The following is a 14,166-nucleotide window of genomic DNA, read 5'->3' as shown; positions in this document are numbered from 1 at the left end:
TGGGGCGCGCCGCTTTCCATTCCAGCAACGCCACTTGCAGCATTCCGGCGACCAGCACGCCCACCAGCGCGCCCTCGAGCACGCCCTGCGCCCCGCGCCCCTGCGTGATGCCGAGCCAGTAACAGACCGGGATCATCACCAGGAAGAACGAGCCAATGTGGATGGCTGTCGGCAGCCACACCATCCCCTGCGCCCGTAGCGCAAACGAGGCGGTCGCCTGCAGTCCGTCGAAGATCGTCGCCAGCGCCGCGAGCCAGAGCAGCGCTGCAATCGCCGGCGCGAGCGCCACGCCGCTGATGACAGCGTCCTCGCGCACCAGAAGCACCGAGATGGCATCGCGGAACAGCACCAGCACCACACACAGGATCAGCCCCATCGCGATGGTCGCCACAACGCCGAGCCGGCCCGCATTCTTAACGGCCTGCCCATCGCCGCGCCCCATGCCTTCCGCAACGCGCACGGACGTAGCCGACGCGATGCCGAGATAGAACATGAAGCACAGGCCCATCACCTGCACCGTGTAGCCATAGACAGAATTTGCTGCGATCGAGATCCAGGTCGCGATCACGAAGGTGATGTTGAAGCCGCCCCATTCGGCGACATTGCTGATCGCCGTACCGGTGCCGACTTCCAGCTGGCGCCGCGCCTCACCGGCTGGCGCGGCGGGCGAGCGGCGGAAGCCCGGCGTCAGGCGCGCGACAAGGATCAGCATGGCGATGACAATCAGCCAGCGTGTGATCGAGGTGGCCCAGGCGACGCCCTCGGCGCCCATCTGCGCCATCCCCCACCAGCCGCCGACAAAGGCGAGGTTCAGGAACAGGTTGAACACCACGCCCGCATACATAACGATGGTCACCAGAAGCGGCCGGCGCAACGCCTCGAGATAGTAGCTGCAGGCCTGGCTGATCATGTGGCCCATCAGGCCGAAAGCCAGGATGCGTGTCACCGAGGCCGTCTCGGCCGCCACCACTGCCGGCGGCGCATCGATGCCTGCCGCCTCGCTGGGCGGCGCGATGGTGACGAAGATCCAGCTGAAGAAGCCATCTGCCGTCGGCACCAGCACCAGCGTCAGCGCGCCGGCGAGAATGACGGCCCAGAGCAGCCCGCGGCGGAAGATGCGCCCGGAACCTGCTTCCTTGCCAACGCCCAGCAATTCGGACGTGAGCACCTGCACGCCGAGCAGAATGCCGAGGCCAAGCCCCAGCGAAATACCCATCGGCAACCAGGCGTTCAGGACATAGGCCAGCTCGTCTGGCGCATACTGGCCGAGCACGATGGCGTCCGTCAGGCCCATCAGCATCATCGCCATTCGGCTGATTGCAATCGGAACCGAAAGGCGCATCAGGTCTGCGACGTCGGATGGCTTTGCCCACACAGGCAGCCGGGTCTTCGCCATGCCGGCCATCCCTCGTGATTTTCCGGCGTTCCGGCCAGCGTCTCAGCAGCCGCGGCTAATGCCTCAACCCGCGGCTTCGGGCAAGTCCGGAGCGGGGACCGCCCGCATCGGAGCTTGAACCGGAAGTCCCTGTCCCAGTGCCGGGCGAGCCGGCGATTTGTTCGGACGGAAGGAGATCTGCTGACCCTGTTCAGTTCGCAGCACGCCATGTATGCCAAGGCTCCGCAGCGGGAGTTTCGATGTCGGACACTGAACCGACTGGGGCCTTCGCGGTCGTGCCCAGCAACGAACTCGCCTCTGCCATTCCATTTTGGGAACGATTGGGGTTCTCGCGCACGGGCGGCGAAGATGAATACGTCATCATGGAAGGCTGGGGCTGTGAAGTTCACCTGACGCAGGCGGGCGGCGGCGCCTGGGGCGTTCCGGCGGAGAACAATCCCTTCGGTGTTTTCATTCGCACCCCGCAGGTCGAAGAGATCGCGGCCCGTGTCGAAGAGATCGCGGCCCGTGTCGACGACCTCGTGATCCGCCCGGGGGGCATGCTGCGCCATCGCGAATGGGGCATGTACGAAGTAGGCATTTCCGGGCCGGACAACCTCCTGGTCCAGATCGGATGGCCGTCTTCGCTGATCAAAGGGGGTTAAGCTGAACGCGGCTTCAGAACGCGCGGACCTTGGTGGCGCGGCCGCGTTCCGTTCCTACCCCGCCTTGCGGGCGTCTGTGTCGCCGGCTTCGACCGCCTGCAGCTTTTCCGCCACAAGGAAGGCAAGTTCCAGCGCCTGCTCGCCGTTCAGGCGCGGGTCGCAATGCGTGTGATAGCGGCTCGAGAGGTCCTCTTCTGAGATCGCCTGCGCGCCGCCGATACACTCGGTCACGTCCTGGCCGGTCATCTCGATATGCACGCCGCCCGGATAGCAACCTTCCGCAGGCAGAATATCGATGAACTGGTGCACTTCGCTCAGCACGCGGTCCACGGGCCGCGTCTTGAAGCCGGTGGCGGTTTTCAGTGTGTTGCCGTGCATCGGGTCGCACGACCAGACGACCGTGCGGCCGGATTTCTTCACCGCGCGCGCCAGCGGCGGCAGGCCCTTGGCCACGCCCTCCGAGCCGAAGCGCGAGATCAGCGTGATGCGGCCGGGCTCGTCCTTCGGGTTCAGCGTCTCGATCAGGCGGATCAGCTCGTCGGTCTCCATACCGGGGCCGCACTTGATGCCGATCGGGTTCCTGATGCCTTTGCAGAAGTTGACGTGCGCATGGTCGAGCTGGCGCGTCCGGTGACCGATCCAAAGCATGTGCGCCGAAGTGTCGTACCAGTCGCCTGACGTGGAATCGATCCGCGTCATCGCTTCCTCATAACCGAGCAGCAGCGCCTCGTGGCTCGTATAGAATTCCACCTGAGACATTTGCGGCACGGTCTCAGCGTTGAGACCCACAGCCTGCATGAAACGCAGCGAAGCCGAAATCTGGTCCGCGAGTTTCTGGTAGCGTTCACCCTGCGGTGAGCGGTCGACGAAGCCCAGCATCCAGCGCTGCACGTTGGCAAGGCTCGCATAGCCGCCCTGGCTGAACGCGCGCAGAAGGTTCAGCGTCGCTGCCGATTGCGAATAGGCCTGCACGAGGCGCTCGGGATCCGGAATCCGGCTCTGAGGCGTGAACTCCATGCCGTTGATATTGTCGCCCCGATAAGAGGGAAGCGTCACGCCGTCGATCGTCTCGATGGGCTCGGAGCGCGGCTTGCCGAACTGGCCGGCGATACGCCCCACCTTCACCACTGGCTTGGCCGCCGCGAAGGTGAGCACCACAGCCATCTGCAGGATCACGCGAAACGTGTCGCGGATATTGTCCGGGTGGAACTCCTTGAAACTCTCGGCGCAGTCCCCGCCCTGCAGCAGGAAGGCATTGCCGGCCGCAACCTCGGCCAGCCGTTGCTTCAGACGCCGCGCTTCGCCCGCAAAAACCAGCGGCGGATAACTCCTCAGCCGGTTTTCGACAGCCGTCAGCGCGCCCGCGTCAGGATAGTCCTGCGGGATGTGCTGCGCGGGCAGTTTGCGCCAGTCTGAGGGATGCCAGGTCATTTCAGGGGTACTCCGGTTCTGCGGGGCATAAATCACATGGCGCCCCCATGCTCAAGTTTCACCATTATTTCACAGCAGATAGCTGGCCCACGCCCCCCCCCGGCGTCTAAAAGGGTCTGGGGGAATCAATGGCCAGAGCCGGGGACTGATGCGTCATGCCGCATGTCTATATCAGCCATTCCGGCGCCGATCCGGACGCCCTGCTGCAGCTGCACGAGGCGCTGCGGGTGGCCGCGATCGCCGATCGCTACACCGTCGGCGAGCCGGACCGGGCCGAAGCTGACGCCGCAATCAGTTCGGCCTTCGCGGTCATCGTACTGGTTTCGGCTGCCGCCGTCCGGTCGAAAACCGTGCGTCAGGACGTCGAAATCGCCAAGGCCGCCGGCATCCGCCTTATCCCCTACCAGATCGACAAGGCCCGTCTGAACGGCTTCTTCAAGACCGAAGTCCAGCCCCGCCTGCGCCTCTCCTCCGCCATGCCGGACGGCATGGACCAACTCATTGCCGAGGCGCAGGCCGCCTATCGCAAGAAATGCCCGGTCGTCGCCGTGATGAACCTGAAAGGCGGCGTCGGCAAAACCACCGTCACCTCGCAGCTTTCCGGCGCCTGGCAGGAGGCCTTCGGCGGCCGCGTCCTGCTGATCGACCTCGACCCGCAATACAATCTCACCCAGACCTTCTTCTCGATGGAAGACGCCGACGCCTCGTCCGGCCTGGACCGCTCCGTAATCTCCCTGTTCGAGCGCTCGCGCCTGCACGCAAAGGACGCCGTCTCGCCGGCCGAGAACTGGCTGAGCCTCACCATCGCACCCTTCACGCCGGCGGCGCGCGACAGCTATGTGCATTCCATTCTGGGTACGGACGGTCCGCCCGGACGCCTCGACCTGATCTCCGGCCAGTTCGAGATTTCAAAATATGCCTTCGCGAACGACCGGGATTCGCTCGCCGCGATCAGGCAGCACTTCCTGCGCTCCATCGACCACTACCGGAGCGAATACGATCTCATCGTCTTCGACACCAACCCCAACGCGACCTTCCTGACGCGCTGCGCGCTGGAAGCCGCCGACCGCGTCATCGCGCCAATGCATGCGGACATCTATTCCCTGCGCGGCGTGCGCCTGCTGAATCTCGTCATCAAGGACCAGGTCGAGGCCGGCAAACGCCCGTCGCTCTCGGTGCTGTTCAACGCGGTGAACCGCAATGAACAATCCACCTTCGAAGGCGACGCGCGAAATGGCGTCTATGATGCCATCGCCGGCTTCCCGCTCTCGCAGCGCCTGATGACCGCCGCCCTGCCCCGCTCCGCCCACTTCGCCGTCAAGGCCCCGCAGGACGACCAACCCGCCTGGCGCCAACTCCTCGCCCATGCCGGCCGCGGCGGCGGCCTGAAAGCGATCCGCGACAGCCTGAAACAAGTTGCGCTGGAGTTGAAGGTGCTGAGTGAGGGCGCAACTGCTCACTAAGCCCACGCTCCCCTGGGAAAGGGGCTAAGAAAATCAAACCACCTCAGGCAGCCATTTCGTCCGCATCGTGACGAGTTCCTCCGCTGCTGACGGATGCACCGCGCAGGTACGGTCGAAATCATCCTTTGTTGCGCCCATCTTCACGGCGATACCCGCCATCTGGATCATCTCGGCGGCGTCATCGCCCACCACATGCACGCCGAGCACGCGCTGGTCAGACGCGCGTACGACGAGCTTCATGAAGGTACGCGTCTGATCGCCGTTCAGCATGTTCTTCATCGGGCGGAACTTCGTCTTGTAGATGTCGATCTCGCCGTGTTCCCTGCGGGCCTGGCTTTCGCTGATGCCGACCGTGCCGACTTCCGGCTGCGAGAACACCGCCGTCGGAATATCAGTATGGTCCATCTTCCAGGGCTTGCCGCCAAACTCGGTATCGGCAAAGGCATGCCCCTCGCGGATCGCCACCGGCGTCAGGTTCACCCGGTCGGTCACATCGCCCACAGCAAAGATATTCGCCGCGCCTGTGCGCGACCAGTCATCGACAGCAACTTCGCCGCGCGCGCCCAGCCTGACGCCGGCCTTCTCGCAGCCAAGCCCGTCTGTATTTGCCTGCCGGCCAACCGCCATCATCACGACATCGGCCTTGACCTCATGGCCATTCTCCAGCTTTACGCAAAGTCCGTCATCCGTCATTTCAATCCGCGTAAAGACGGTCTTCGTGATGACGCGCACGCCCGCTTCCTTGAGGCCTTCATGCACAGCGAGGCGCACGTCCTCATCAAATCCGCGCAGCACGGTCTCGCCCCGGTAAACGAGGCAAACCTCGACGCCGAGCCCGGCGAACACATGCGCGAACTCCACCGCAATATAGCCGCCGCCCGCAATCACCATCCGCTCCGGCAACGTCTCCATCTCGAATACTTCATTCGAGGTGATCGTGTGCTCCACGCCCGGCAGCTCCTCCGGCGAAGGCCGCCAGGGCCGCCCGCCGGTGGCGATCAGGATTTTCCCTGCCGTCACCGTCTGGCCGCTGCCCGTCAGGCGCAGCGTGTGTGCGTCCTCGAATTCGGCGCGGTCGTTGAACACTTCGGCGCCTGCCGATTTCAGGTTCCGGTCATAGATCGCCGACAGCCTGTCGACTTCGGCGCGCATGCCCGCCGCAAATTTCGCATGATCATAGGACACATCTCCAACAGACCATCCGTACCCGGCGGAATGCCTGATCTCCTTGCCGTACTTGCTGGTATACACCATGAACTTCTTTGGCACGCAGCCGCGGATGACGCAGGTGCCGCCCATCCGGTATTCTTCCGCCAGGCCCACCTTCGCGCCCGCCTGCGCCGCAATCCGCGCCGCGCGAACGCCCCCGCTCCCGCCGCCGATCACGAACAGGTCAAAGTCGTAGGCGCGTTCGGTCATGGTAATTATCCTTGAAAATCAGCCCGTAGATGTGTGGGACCGGGCCTCAGTATTCAATGATGCGTGCGCCGGTTTCGGTTCCGAAAATCACGGTGCGCGCGATGCCGATGAACAGGCCGTGCTCCACCACGCCCGGCGTGCCGGAGAGGAAGGCCGCCGCTTTTGGCGGGTCGGGGATCAGGCCGCAATGGCAATCGAGTATGTAGTTGCCGCCATCAGTCACCAGCAACTCCGTGCTGCGCGGCGCCTTGCGCAGCTCCACGCGCGGGCGCTCAACACCGGCAGCCACCAGCGCGTCATGCACCTTCTTCGCCGTGATCGTATAGCCGAACGGCGTCACTTCAACGGGCAGCGGAAACGCCCCGATGGATTGAACATCCTTCGTCGGGTCGGCAATCACCACCATGTGATCGGACGCGTTCGCGATGATCTTCTCGCGCAGCAGCGCCGCACCGCCGCCCTTGATCAGCACGCCGCCGGGCCCCGCCTCATCCGCCCCGTCCACGGTCAGGTGGATCCGGTCCACCTGCTCGAACGGGATCAGCGGCACCCCTAAGCTGTGCGCCAGATCCCGCGTCTGGTTGCTCGTCTCGATGCAGCGCACGATCAGGCCATCGGCAATCTCGTCGGCCAGCAGTTCCACGAAATACTTCGCGGTCGAGCCTGTGCCGAGGCCGATGGTCATGCCGTCTTCGACAAATTCCATCGCAGCGGCGGCGGCATTCTGCTTTTCGGTTTCATGCGCCATTTGCCGGTCTCAATCCTTTTTGCCCTTGGCGGCCTTCTCGGCAGCCTTCTTTGTACGGAAGGTTTTCGCCCAGCCTTCACGCGTCATCTGCGGCGCGCGCGCCACCGCCAGTGCATCGGCAGGCACGTCCTTGGTGATCACGCTGCCGGAGCCGACATAGGCTCCGTCGCCGATGCTCACTGGCGCCACCAGCGCCGAGTTGGAGCCGACAAAGGCGCCCGCGCCCACATCCGTCTGGTGTTTGAGGAAGCCGTCATAGTTGCAGAAGATCGTGCCCGCGCCGATATTCGCGCCGGCGCCGATCGTGCCGTCGCCGAGATAAGCGAGATGGTTCGCCTTGGCGCCATCGCCCATCGCCGTGTTCTTGGTCTCGACGAAGTTGCCGATCTTCACGCCCGCCCCCAGCACCGTGCCCGGGCGCAGGCGCGCATAAGGGCCGATTTCGCAATCCTCGCCAACCACCGCGCCTTCCAGATGACTGAACGCCCGGATGCGGGCGCCCGCCGCCACCCGCACGCCAGGCGCGAACACCACATGCGGCTCGACGACGACATCCGGCCCAATCTGCGTGTCATGCGCAAAGAATACGGTTTCGGGCGCCACGAGCGTGACACCGCTTTCCATAAGCGCTATGCGCCGCCTTGCCTGAAAAATGCCTTCCGTTTCGGCCAGGTCATTCTTCGAGTCGCAGCCGATGAGGTCATCCTCGGCGGCCGTGACGAGGGTGCACCGGCCTCCTTCGGCGCGGACGAGGCCCACCAGATCGGTGAGGTAATACTCGCCCTTGGCATTGGCGTTTGTAATTTTTTGCAAGAGCCGGAACATATCCTTGGCGCGTCCGGCCATCACCCCTGAGTTGCATACCCGCACCCTGAGCTGTTCCGGCGCCGCCTCGCGCGCCTCGACAATTGCTTCAAGGTCACCTGCCGCGTTGGTGATCAGCCGGCCATAGAGGCCCGGGTCCGCCGCCTCGAAGCCCAGCACACCCAGCGCCGCCCCGCCGGCCACGCCCGCGAACAGCGCCTCGATCACCGCGGCCGGCACCAGCGGGCTGTCGCCATAGAGCACCGCCAGCTCGCCGGCAAATTCCTTCAGCGCCTCTTGCGCGCAGCGCACGCCATGCCCCGTCCCTTGCGGCGGGTCCTGGAAGGTAATAGCCACATCCGGATGGCGCGCCTTCAGGTGCGCAATCAGCACATCCTGCGACGGGTGCACCACCGCCACGATCCGGGTGCAGCCAGTCTCCCGGGCCAGCGCGATCGACCAGTCCATCATCGGCCGGCCGCCCACTTCGTGCATCACTTTCGGCAGGGCAGACTTCATCCGCGTGCCCTTTCCGGCCGCAAGGATGACAGCGGCGCGATGTTTCGGCGCTTGGGTCAAAGGCAGGCTCCCTCTCGCTTTAATACGCCCCATCGCCTAAACGAAACCCCGCAGCTTGGCGAGGGCGAACGCGGCATGGATAACGAGCGGACAGGCGGTTTCGAAGGCTGGACGATCCTCTTCGATCTGGACGGCACGTTGGTCGATACCGCGCCGGACCTGCTCGGCGCCCTGAACCATGTGCTGACCGCAATGGACCTGGACGCGGTCAGCCTCGAGACCATCGCCGAAATGATCGGCCACGGCGCCCGCGCCATGATCGAGACCGGCCTCAAGGCGCAGGGCTCTGTATTATCTGCTGCAGACATGGACGCGGCCTTCGAGCGGTTCATCGCGCACTATGTCGCCAATATCGCGGTCGGCTCACGGCCCTTTGAGGGCACAGTCGAGGCGCTGGAAAACTTGCGCGCGCAAGGCGCAACGCTCGCCGTGTGCACCAATAAGCGTCAGGATCTCAGCGTCCGCCTGATCGGCGAGCTTGGCCTCGCAGGCCATTTCGACGTCATCTTCGGCGCTGACCGGGCGACCAACCGCAAGCCGCATTCCGATCATATATTTGAAACCCTCGCCGAAGCCGGCGGTGATCCGGCCCGGGCTCTGTTCGTGGGTGACAGCCGGACAGACGAAAGGGCAGCCCGGAATGCCGGACTGCCCTTCGTGTTCGTGACCTTCGGCTACGAGGCCGAAACTCCTGAAGCCATCGCCGCGGATGTCACCATCAGCCACTACGCCCAGCTTGTTCAGGCTTTGTCAGGCCTGAAGGATCAGGCGGTCGCTTCGCCGCGCGGCCGATAGGTCGGGCGGGACGAGCCGCCTTCACCCAGCGCACGCCGGCGGGGCATGCCGTTCACCATATTGGAACGCACGTCGCAACGTGCACTCCGCATGGCAGGAACGAACCCGGCGTCCACGAGATCGACATCGACCTCATATCCACGCTCGCTCCAGTACGCATTGATTTTCTCGCGAAGGCGCTTTGCGCCATCTTCGTCACACCAGTCTTTCACTCTGCTCTCTCCAGGCTTGTTATCACTAAAGCGGCCGGGGCCGCCGGTGCCTGTCCTTCTTAGGGTTCATACTGCGAACCTTGCTTGGCCCGTCTTTTATCGGGTAGATGACAATGTTTGCAGGTTTTCTCAAGGGTAAATCCGGGTAACGATTTAGTAAGTTTGCAAGATGAACAAATATTCAGCACGATCGGTTGTGCATAAACACCCTGCTTTATGGATATCTGCGTAGAAACTCGCGCGGCTACAGGCCCAAAGCCCAAACCTGCTGTTGCGACGCTCTGTCAGAATATCGGGCACCGCTGCCGCGCGATCCAGGGACACTGGCGAATACGTATGCAGCCCTGCATACTTAATCCAGCGAGCTATTACCTGTTCACACGCAGTTATCGCTTCCCGTTAAGTCAGGTAATCTGCGAATCTGCCGTTTCAGGCGCCGCTTACATAGCCGCTTGACCTCTTTGGCCTTGCCGACTACGCCGCTTCCTCCCGGCGGGCGATTAGCTCAGTGGTAGAGCACTGCCTTCACACGGCAGGGGTCGCAGGTTCGAACCCTGCATCGCCCACCAGGTCCGCCTGGTACACCCTGACGGACCCCGTGGCGCACGCACCGAAGCAAAGTATAACCCCGCCGATGAAATCACTGCTTCGGTCCCCTTTCATAGCCGGCCTCCTCGGCTACGTCATCTGGGCCTGGATGGCGCTGATCGGGCGCACCACGCGCTGGCGCATCGAAGGCACCGAGGAAGCGCGCGCCTTCCTGAAGGACCACACGTCCGGCCTCATCTTCGCCAGCTGGCACGAAGCCATCCTGCTGATGCCATCGGGCTGGAACCGGTCCGTGCGCCACTGGCCGGAGCGCCGCACCCGCGCCGCCATGATGATTTCGCTCTCGCCCGACGGCGCCGCCGTAGCCAGGGCGATCCGCCATCTCGATCTCGATGTCGTGCGCGGCTCCACCTCCAACAAGAAGAAGACAAACAAGGACAAGGGCGGCGCCCGCGCCATTGCCGAGGCCAGCAAGCGCCTGCGCGAAGGCGGCTATCTCTGCATGACGCCGGATGGCCCGCGCGGCCCCCGGCGCCGCGCCAGCCCCGGCGCCGTCACCCTTGCCCAGCGCACCGGGTCGGCCATCCTGCCCTATGCCGTCGCCGCCAGACCTGCCCCGCGCCTCGACACCTGGGACCGGTTCATCATTCCCCTGCCCTTCGCCCGCGGCGCCATCGTTCTCGGCCCTCCGATCCTGTGCCCCAGGGCGGCCGAGCCCGGCGCCCTGCGAGAAGCGTTGCAAACCGGCATGGATATCGCTACCCGCCGGGCCGAAGAGCTGGCCGGGTACACATCCCGGCCGGACCCCGCTGGAGCTGCGACCTGAATGACGCCCGCGCTGTTCACCTACCAGATCGTAACGCGCCTCGCCGCGCCGCTGCTCGGCTTTGCGCTGACCGCGCGCGCCAGTAACGGCAAGGAAGACATCCTCCGTCTCAACGAACGCTTCGCCAAACGCCTGCCGCCCCGCCGGCCCGGCCCGCTCGTCTGGCTGCACGGCGCCAGTGTCGGCGAGAGCCGCGTGCTGCTGGAACTTGGCCGCCGCCTCATCGCGGCGCGGCCCGGCATCATGCTGGTGTTCACCAGCCAGACGCAGACCTCCGCCCGGCTGATGGGCAAGGAAATTCCCGACAACGCAATCCACGCTATGGCGCCGCTGGACACACCGATGGCGGCGCGCCGTTTCATCCAGCACTGGAAGCCGGACCTCTGCATCTTCGCCGAGGGCGAGATCTGGCCGAACCTCATTCTTGAGGCCGGCAAGGCGGGCGCGCGCCGCGCGCTGGTCAATGCGCGAATGACCGGCTCCTCCGCAGACGGATGGGCGCGCTTCAGCGGCGTGTTCCGTACCCTGATCGGCAATTTCGATGTGATCCTTGCCGCCGATCCGGACACCGGCGCCCGGCTTGAACGCCTGCTCGGCCGCGCCGTGCGCGTGCCCGGAAACCTGAAATCCGCCCAGTCTCCGCCGGACGCGAATCCGGCCGATCTGACACGCTTGACCACTACGTTCGTCAACTCCCGCCGCTGCTTCGTCGCCGCCTCGACCCATCCGGGCGAGGAGGAACTTTTCCTCGATGCGACCGAGCGTTTCACCGACGCCGCTCTCATCCTGGTGCCACGCCATCCGGAACGCGGCGATGAGATTTCCGACCTTCTGAAAGCCCGCCGCCTGCCGTTTGCGCGCCGCTCGAAGGGCGACGTGGCCTCGCCGCGCGACCGCGTGCTGCTGGCCGACACGATGGGCGAGATGGGCCTCTGGCTGCGCCTGGCCACGGCCGTCTACCTGGGCGGCGGCCATGCGGCAGATGTCGGCGGACACAATCCGCTGGAGCCAGTGCGCCTGAGAAAGCCGGTGCTGACGGGGCCTTCTGTGTTCAATTTCGCGGCTATGATGGCCGACCTTGAAGCGCGCGGCCTCGTGCGTACCGTGATCGATTCCGGCGATCTTGCCGCCGGTCTCTCCGATCCGCCAGCGATGTCGGAAACCGCCATCGCCGCGCTGGAAGCCGAGGCCGATGCACCGATGAATGCCACGCTGGAAGCGCTCTTGCCGCTGATCCCGAAACCCCTGCTCGACACTTCAGGGCCAGGCCGGTGAAGGGTCCGCACTTCTGGTCGGCGGGGCTCGACCCCTCCTCCCGGGAGGCTGCCCCGCTCACCCGCGCCTTGCTGACGCCGCTGAGCTGGCTCTATCTCAAGGGCTTGAGCCGCAAGCTTGCCCGGGCCGTGCCGGAGCGCGTCTCCGCGAAGGTCATCTGCATCGGCAACCTCACCGCCGGCGGCGCTGGCAAGACACCCGTCGCCGAGGCGATCCGGGAACGAATCAACGCACGGGACCTGCGCGCCGCCACCCTCTCGCGCGGCCATGGCGGGCGAGAGGGTGGTCCGCTCAGGGTTGATCGCGCCCGCCATACTTTCCGCGAGGTCGGCGACGAACCGCTCCTCCTCTCCGCCACCGGCGAGGCCTGGATCGGCCGCGAACGCCCAGCCGCAGCTGAGGCGATGGTCGCGGCCGGGGTTCAGGTCATCTTGATGGATGACGGCCACCAGAACCCGTCGCTCGGCAAGGACTTCACCTTCGTCGTCATCGATGCCGGCGCACCGTTCGGCAATCGCCATGTACTGCCCAAGGGCCCCTTGCGCGAACCCGTCGCATCCGGCCTCGCCCGCGCAGACGCTGTGATCCTGATGGGCGAAGGCCCGGTGCCCGCCGAAGTCGCCGCCAGCGGCAAGCCAGTCCTGCGCGCGCAGCTCACCGCCGCCGAACCGGCCCCGGCAGGTCCGCTCGTCGCCTTTGCCGGGATCGGACGGCCGCAGAAATTCTTCGACAGCCTGAAGGCCGCCGGCGCGGATGTGCGAGACGAAGTGCCCTTCGCCGACCATCATCCCTATACATCCGGCGACCTGAACCTGATGCGCGATCTCGCCGCCCGCGACGGCGCGCGGCTGATTACAACTTCGAAAGATCATGTCCGCCTGCCTGCGGCCATCCGCGCGCAGACGCTCGTGTTTCCCGTCAGGGCGGTGTTCGCGGATGGGGCAGCGCTTGACGCCATGCTCGCATCGCTCTTCAACCAGCACTGACCGATGAACGAGCAGACCCCCGCCGAATATGTCCGCCCGAAGGACATAGATAGCCGCGCCAGCTTCTGGCAGCGCGTGCAATGGCGGCTGGAAACGATCGCCTGGGACGTCATCTACTGGGCGCCGATGAAGGCGCTCGGACCGGACAAGGCCTCCGATTTCGGCGGCTGGATCGTGAAGAAAATCGGGCCGCGCCTGTCGCAGCACAAGACGATGCGGCGCAATCTCCGGCTGGCCTTTCCGGACTGGGACGAGGCACGAATCGAGGAGGTTGCCCTCGCCGCCTGGGAGAGCGTGGGCCGCACGGCTGGCGAGATGCCGCACCTGCCGGCGATTGATCCGTATACGTCAGGACGCGTCCAGATCGCCGGACTGCACGTGCTCGACGCCGTCCGCGATTCCGGCAAGGGCGCAGTGTTTGTTTCCGGTCATTTTGCCAACTGGGAGATCATGCCTGCTGTGATCACCCGGCGCCTCCCGCAGGCGGTGATGACCTACCGCGCCCTGAACAATCCGCATATCGACAAGCGCATTGCCGACCTGCGTGCGGCCTATGGCACGCAGGTGAATGCACCGAAGGGCATTGGCACGCGGGAGCTGATGCGCGCGCTCTCGCGCGGCGCGCCGGTGGCGCTGATGAATGACCAGAAGTTCAATGAGGGTATCCCCGTGAGCTTCTTCGGCCATGAGGCGATGACCGCCCCGGGGCCGACGCGGATGGCGCTGAAATACAAGGTGCCGATCGTGCCGGTTTCAACGGTGCGGACAGGGCCGGCGCGGTTCCGGGTTGAGTTCCACGAACCCTTCGTGCCGGACGATACTGGTGATCCGGAGGCGGACATTCGCCGCTCTGTCGAGCGGATCAGCGCCTTTCTCGAGGCGCAGGTGCGCGCGCATCCCGGTCAATGGTTCTGGCAGCACCGGCGCTGGCCGAAAGAAGCCTGGAAGGCCGCCGGTATCGCCTGAGAAAAAGAGGGGCAGCCCCCTTGCTGCCCCCGAAGTGTTCGCGCGAGCGCGAAGCTTTGATCAGCGCGCGTCG

General features: G+C 65.0%; 13 protein-coding genes and 1 tRNA gene. 8 read left to right on the top strand and 6 right to left on the bottom strand.

What is annotated here, in order from left to right; translation table 11 throughout:
* Window positions 1-1,396: MATE family efflux transporter (locus tag WEA77_RS12535; RefSeq protein ID WP_368068222.1), on the bottom strand; the 1,396-nt coding region annotated here is incomplete at its 3' end.
* A gap of 239 nt (window positions 1,397-1,635) precedes the next feature.
* Between WEA77_RS12535 and WEA77_RS12530 the strand changes: the two genes are divergently transcribed.
* Entirely contained in the window at window positions 1,636-2,040 is a 405-nt protein-coding gene (locus tag WEA77_RS12530) for a glyoxalase (protein WP_368068221.1), read from the top strand.
* A 54-nt stretch (window positions 2,041-2,094) separates the two neighbouring features.
* Here WEA77_RS12530 and WEA77_RS12525 read toward each other — a convergent pair whose 3' ends face one another.
* A complete protein-coding gene (locus tag WEA77_RS12525; protein ID WP_368068220.1) occupies window positions 2,095-3,471 on the bottom strand; it encodes a class II 3-deoxy-7-phosphoheptulonate synthase in 1,377 nt (458 codons plus the stop codon).
* 155 nt (window positions 3,472-3,626) lie between these two features.
* Between WEA77_RS12525 and WEA77_RS12520 the strand changes: the two genes are divergently transcribed.
* A complete protein-coding gene (locus WEA77_RS12520; RefSeq protein ID WP_368068219.1) occupies window positions 3,627-4,934 on the top strand; it encodes an AAA family ATPase in 1,308 nt (435 codons plus the stop codon).
* A 33-nt stretch (window positions 4,935-4,967) separates the two neighbouring features.
* Here WEA77_RS12520 and gor read toward each other — a convergent pair whose 3' ends face one another.
* The 3 genes from gor to glmU are packed head-to-tail and all read right to left on the bottom strand — an operon-like array spanning window position 4,968 to window position 8,484.
* Window positions 4,968-6,353, bottom strand: coding sequence for a glutathione-disulfide reductase (gor, locus tag WEA77_RS12515; protein ID WP_368068218.1), 1,386 nt, complete (start codon window positions 6,351-6,353; stop codon window positions 4,968-4,970).
* Between the two features lie 46 nt (window positions 6,354-6,399).
* On the bottom strand, window positions 6,400-7,101 hold the full coding sequence (gene rpiA / locus WEA77_RS12510; protein ID WP_368068217.1) for a ribose-5-phosphate isomerase RpiA: 702 nt from the start codon (window positions 7,099-7,101) through the stop codon (window positions 6,400-6,402).
* A 9-nt stretch (window positions 7,102-7,110) separates the two neighbouring features.
* Complete coding sequence (glmU, locus tag WEA77_RS12505) at window positions 7,111-8,484, bottom strand: bifunctional UDP-N-acetylglucosamine diphosphorylase/glucosamine-1-phosphate N-acetyltransferase GlmU (protein WP_368068216.1); 1,374 nt, start codon at window positions 8,482-8,484, stop codon at window positions 7,111-7,113.
* Window positions 8,485-8,559: 75 nt separating this feature from the next.
* Between glmU and WEA77_RS12500 the strand changes: the two genes are divergently transcribed.
* Window positions 8,560-9,279 carry an HAD family hydrolase gene (locus WEA77_RS12500; protein WP_368068215.1) on the top strand — a complete coding sequence of 240 codons (720 nt, stop codon included), beginning with the start codon at window positions 8,560-8,562 and terminating at the stop codon, window positions 9,277-9,279.
* Here WEA77_RS12500 and WEA77_RS12495 read toward each other — a convergent pair.
* The gene (locus WEA77_RS12495; protein ID WP_368068214.1) at window positions 9,249-9,491 is read right to left on the bottom strand and encodes a hypothetical protein; all 243 of its coding nucleotides are present in this window, start codon (window positions 9,489-9,491) and stop codon (window positions 9,249-9,251) included. The genes WEA77_RS12500 and WEA77_RS12495 overlap by 31 nt on opposite strands.
* Window positions 9,492-9,985: 494 nt before the next feature.
* Here WEA77_RS12495 and WEA77_RS12490 point away from each other — a divergent pair.
* From WEA77_RS12490 to WEA77_RS12470, 5 genes are all read left to right on the top strand, one after another.
* Window positions 9,986-10,060 (top strand) — tRNA-Val (locus WEA77_RS12490).
* Window positions 10,061-10,125: 65 nt separating this feature from the next.
* Window positions 10,126-10,866, top strand: coding sequence for a lysophospholipid acyltransferase family protein (locus WEA77_RS12485; RefSeq protein ID WP_368068213.1), 741 nt, complete (start codon window positions 10,126-10,128; stop codon window positions 10,864-10,866).
* Entirely contained in the window at window positions 10,867-12,141 is a 1,275-nt protein-coding gene (locus tag WEA77_RS12480; protein ID WP_368068212.1) for a 3-deoxy-D-manno-octulosonic acid transferase, read from the top strand.
* Entirely contained in the window at window positions 12,138-13,127 is a 990-nt protein-coding gene (gene lpxK, locus WEA77_RS12475) for a tetraacyldisaccharide 4'-kinase (RefSeq protein ID WP_368068211.1), read from the top strand. The genes WEA77_RS12480 and lpxK overlap by 4 nt, the downstream gene beginning before the upstream one ends.
* A 3-nt stretch (window positions 13,128-13,130) precedes the next feature.
* On the top strand, window positions 13,131-14,093 hold the full coding sequence (locus WEA77_RS12470) for a lysophospholipid acyltransferase family protein (protein WP_368068210.1): 963 nt from the start codon (window positions 13,131-13,133) through the stop codon (window positions 14,091-14,093).
* Window positions 14,094-14,166 lie beyond the last annotated feature (73 nt).

The organism is Hyphomonas sp. (assembly GCF_040882205.1).
Lineage (GTDB): Bacteria > Pseudomonadota > Alphaproteobacteria > Caulobacterales > Hyphomonadaceae > Hyphomonas.
This window is presented reverse-complemented; position numbering and strand designations above follow the sequence as displayed.

Excerpts from the sequence above, each read along its gene's own strand:
- WEA77_RS12530 (WP_368068221.1), top strand. The coding sequence starts at position 1,636 with ATGTCGGACACTGAACCGACTGGGGCCTTCGCGGTCGTGCCCAGCAAC.
- WEA77_RS12525 (WP_368068220.1), bottom strand. The coding sequence starts at position 3,471 with ATGACCTGGCATCCCTCAGACTGGCGCAAACTGCCCGCGCAGCACATC.
- WEA77_RS12520 (WP_368068219.1), top strand. The coding sequence starts at position 3,627 with ATGCCGCATGTCTATATCAGCCATTCCGGCGCCGATCCGGACGCCCTG.
- gor (WP_368068218.1), bottom strand. The coding sequence starts at position 6,353 with ATGACCGAACGCGCCTACGACTTTGACCTGTTCGTGATCGGCGGCGGG.
- rpiA (WP_368068217.1), bottom strand. The coding sequence starts at position 7,101 with ATGGCGCATGAAACCGAAAAGCAGAATGCCGCCGCCGCTGCGATGGAA.
- WEA77_RS12500 (WP_368068215.1), top strand. The coding sequence starts at position 8,560 with ATGGATAACGAGCGGACAGGCGGTTTCGAAGGCTGGACGATCCTCTTC.
- WEA77_RS12485 (WP_368068213.1), top strand. The coding sequence starts at position 10,126 with ATGAAATCACTGCTTCGGTCCCCTTTCATAGCCGGCCTCCTCGGCTAC.
- WEA77_RS12480 (WP_368068212.1), top strand. The coding sequence starts at position 10,867 with ATGACGCCCGCGCTGTTCACCTACCAGATCGTAACGCGCCTCGCCGCG.
- WEA77_RS12470 (WP_368068210.1), top strand. The coding sequence starts at position 13,131 with ATGAACGAGCAGACCCCCGCCGAATATGTCCGCCCGAAGGACATAGAT.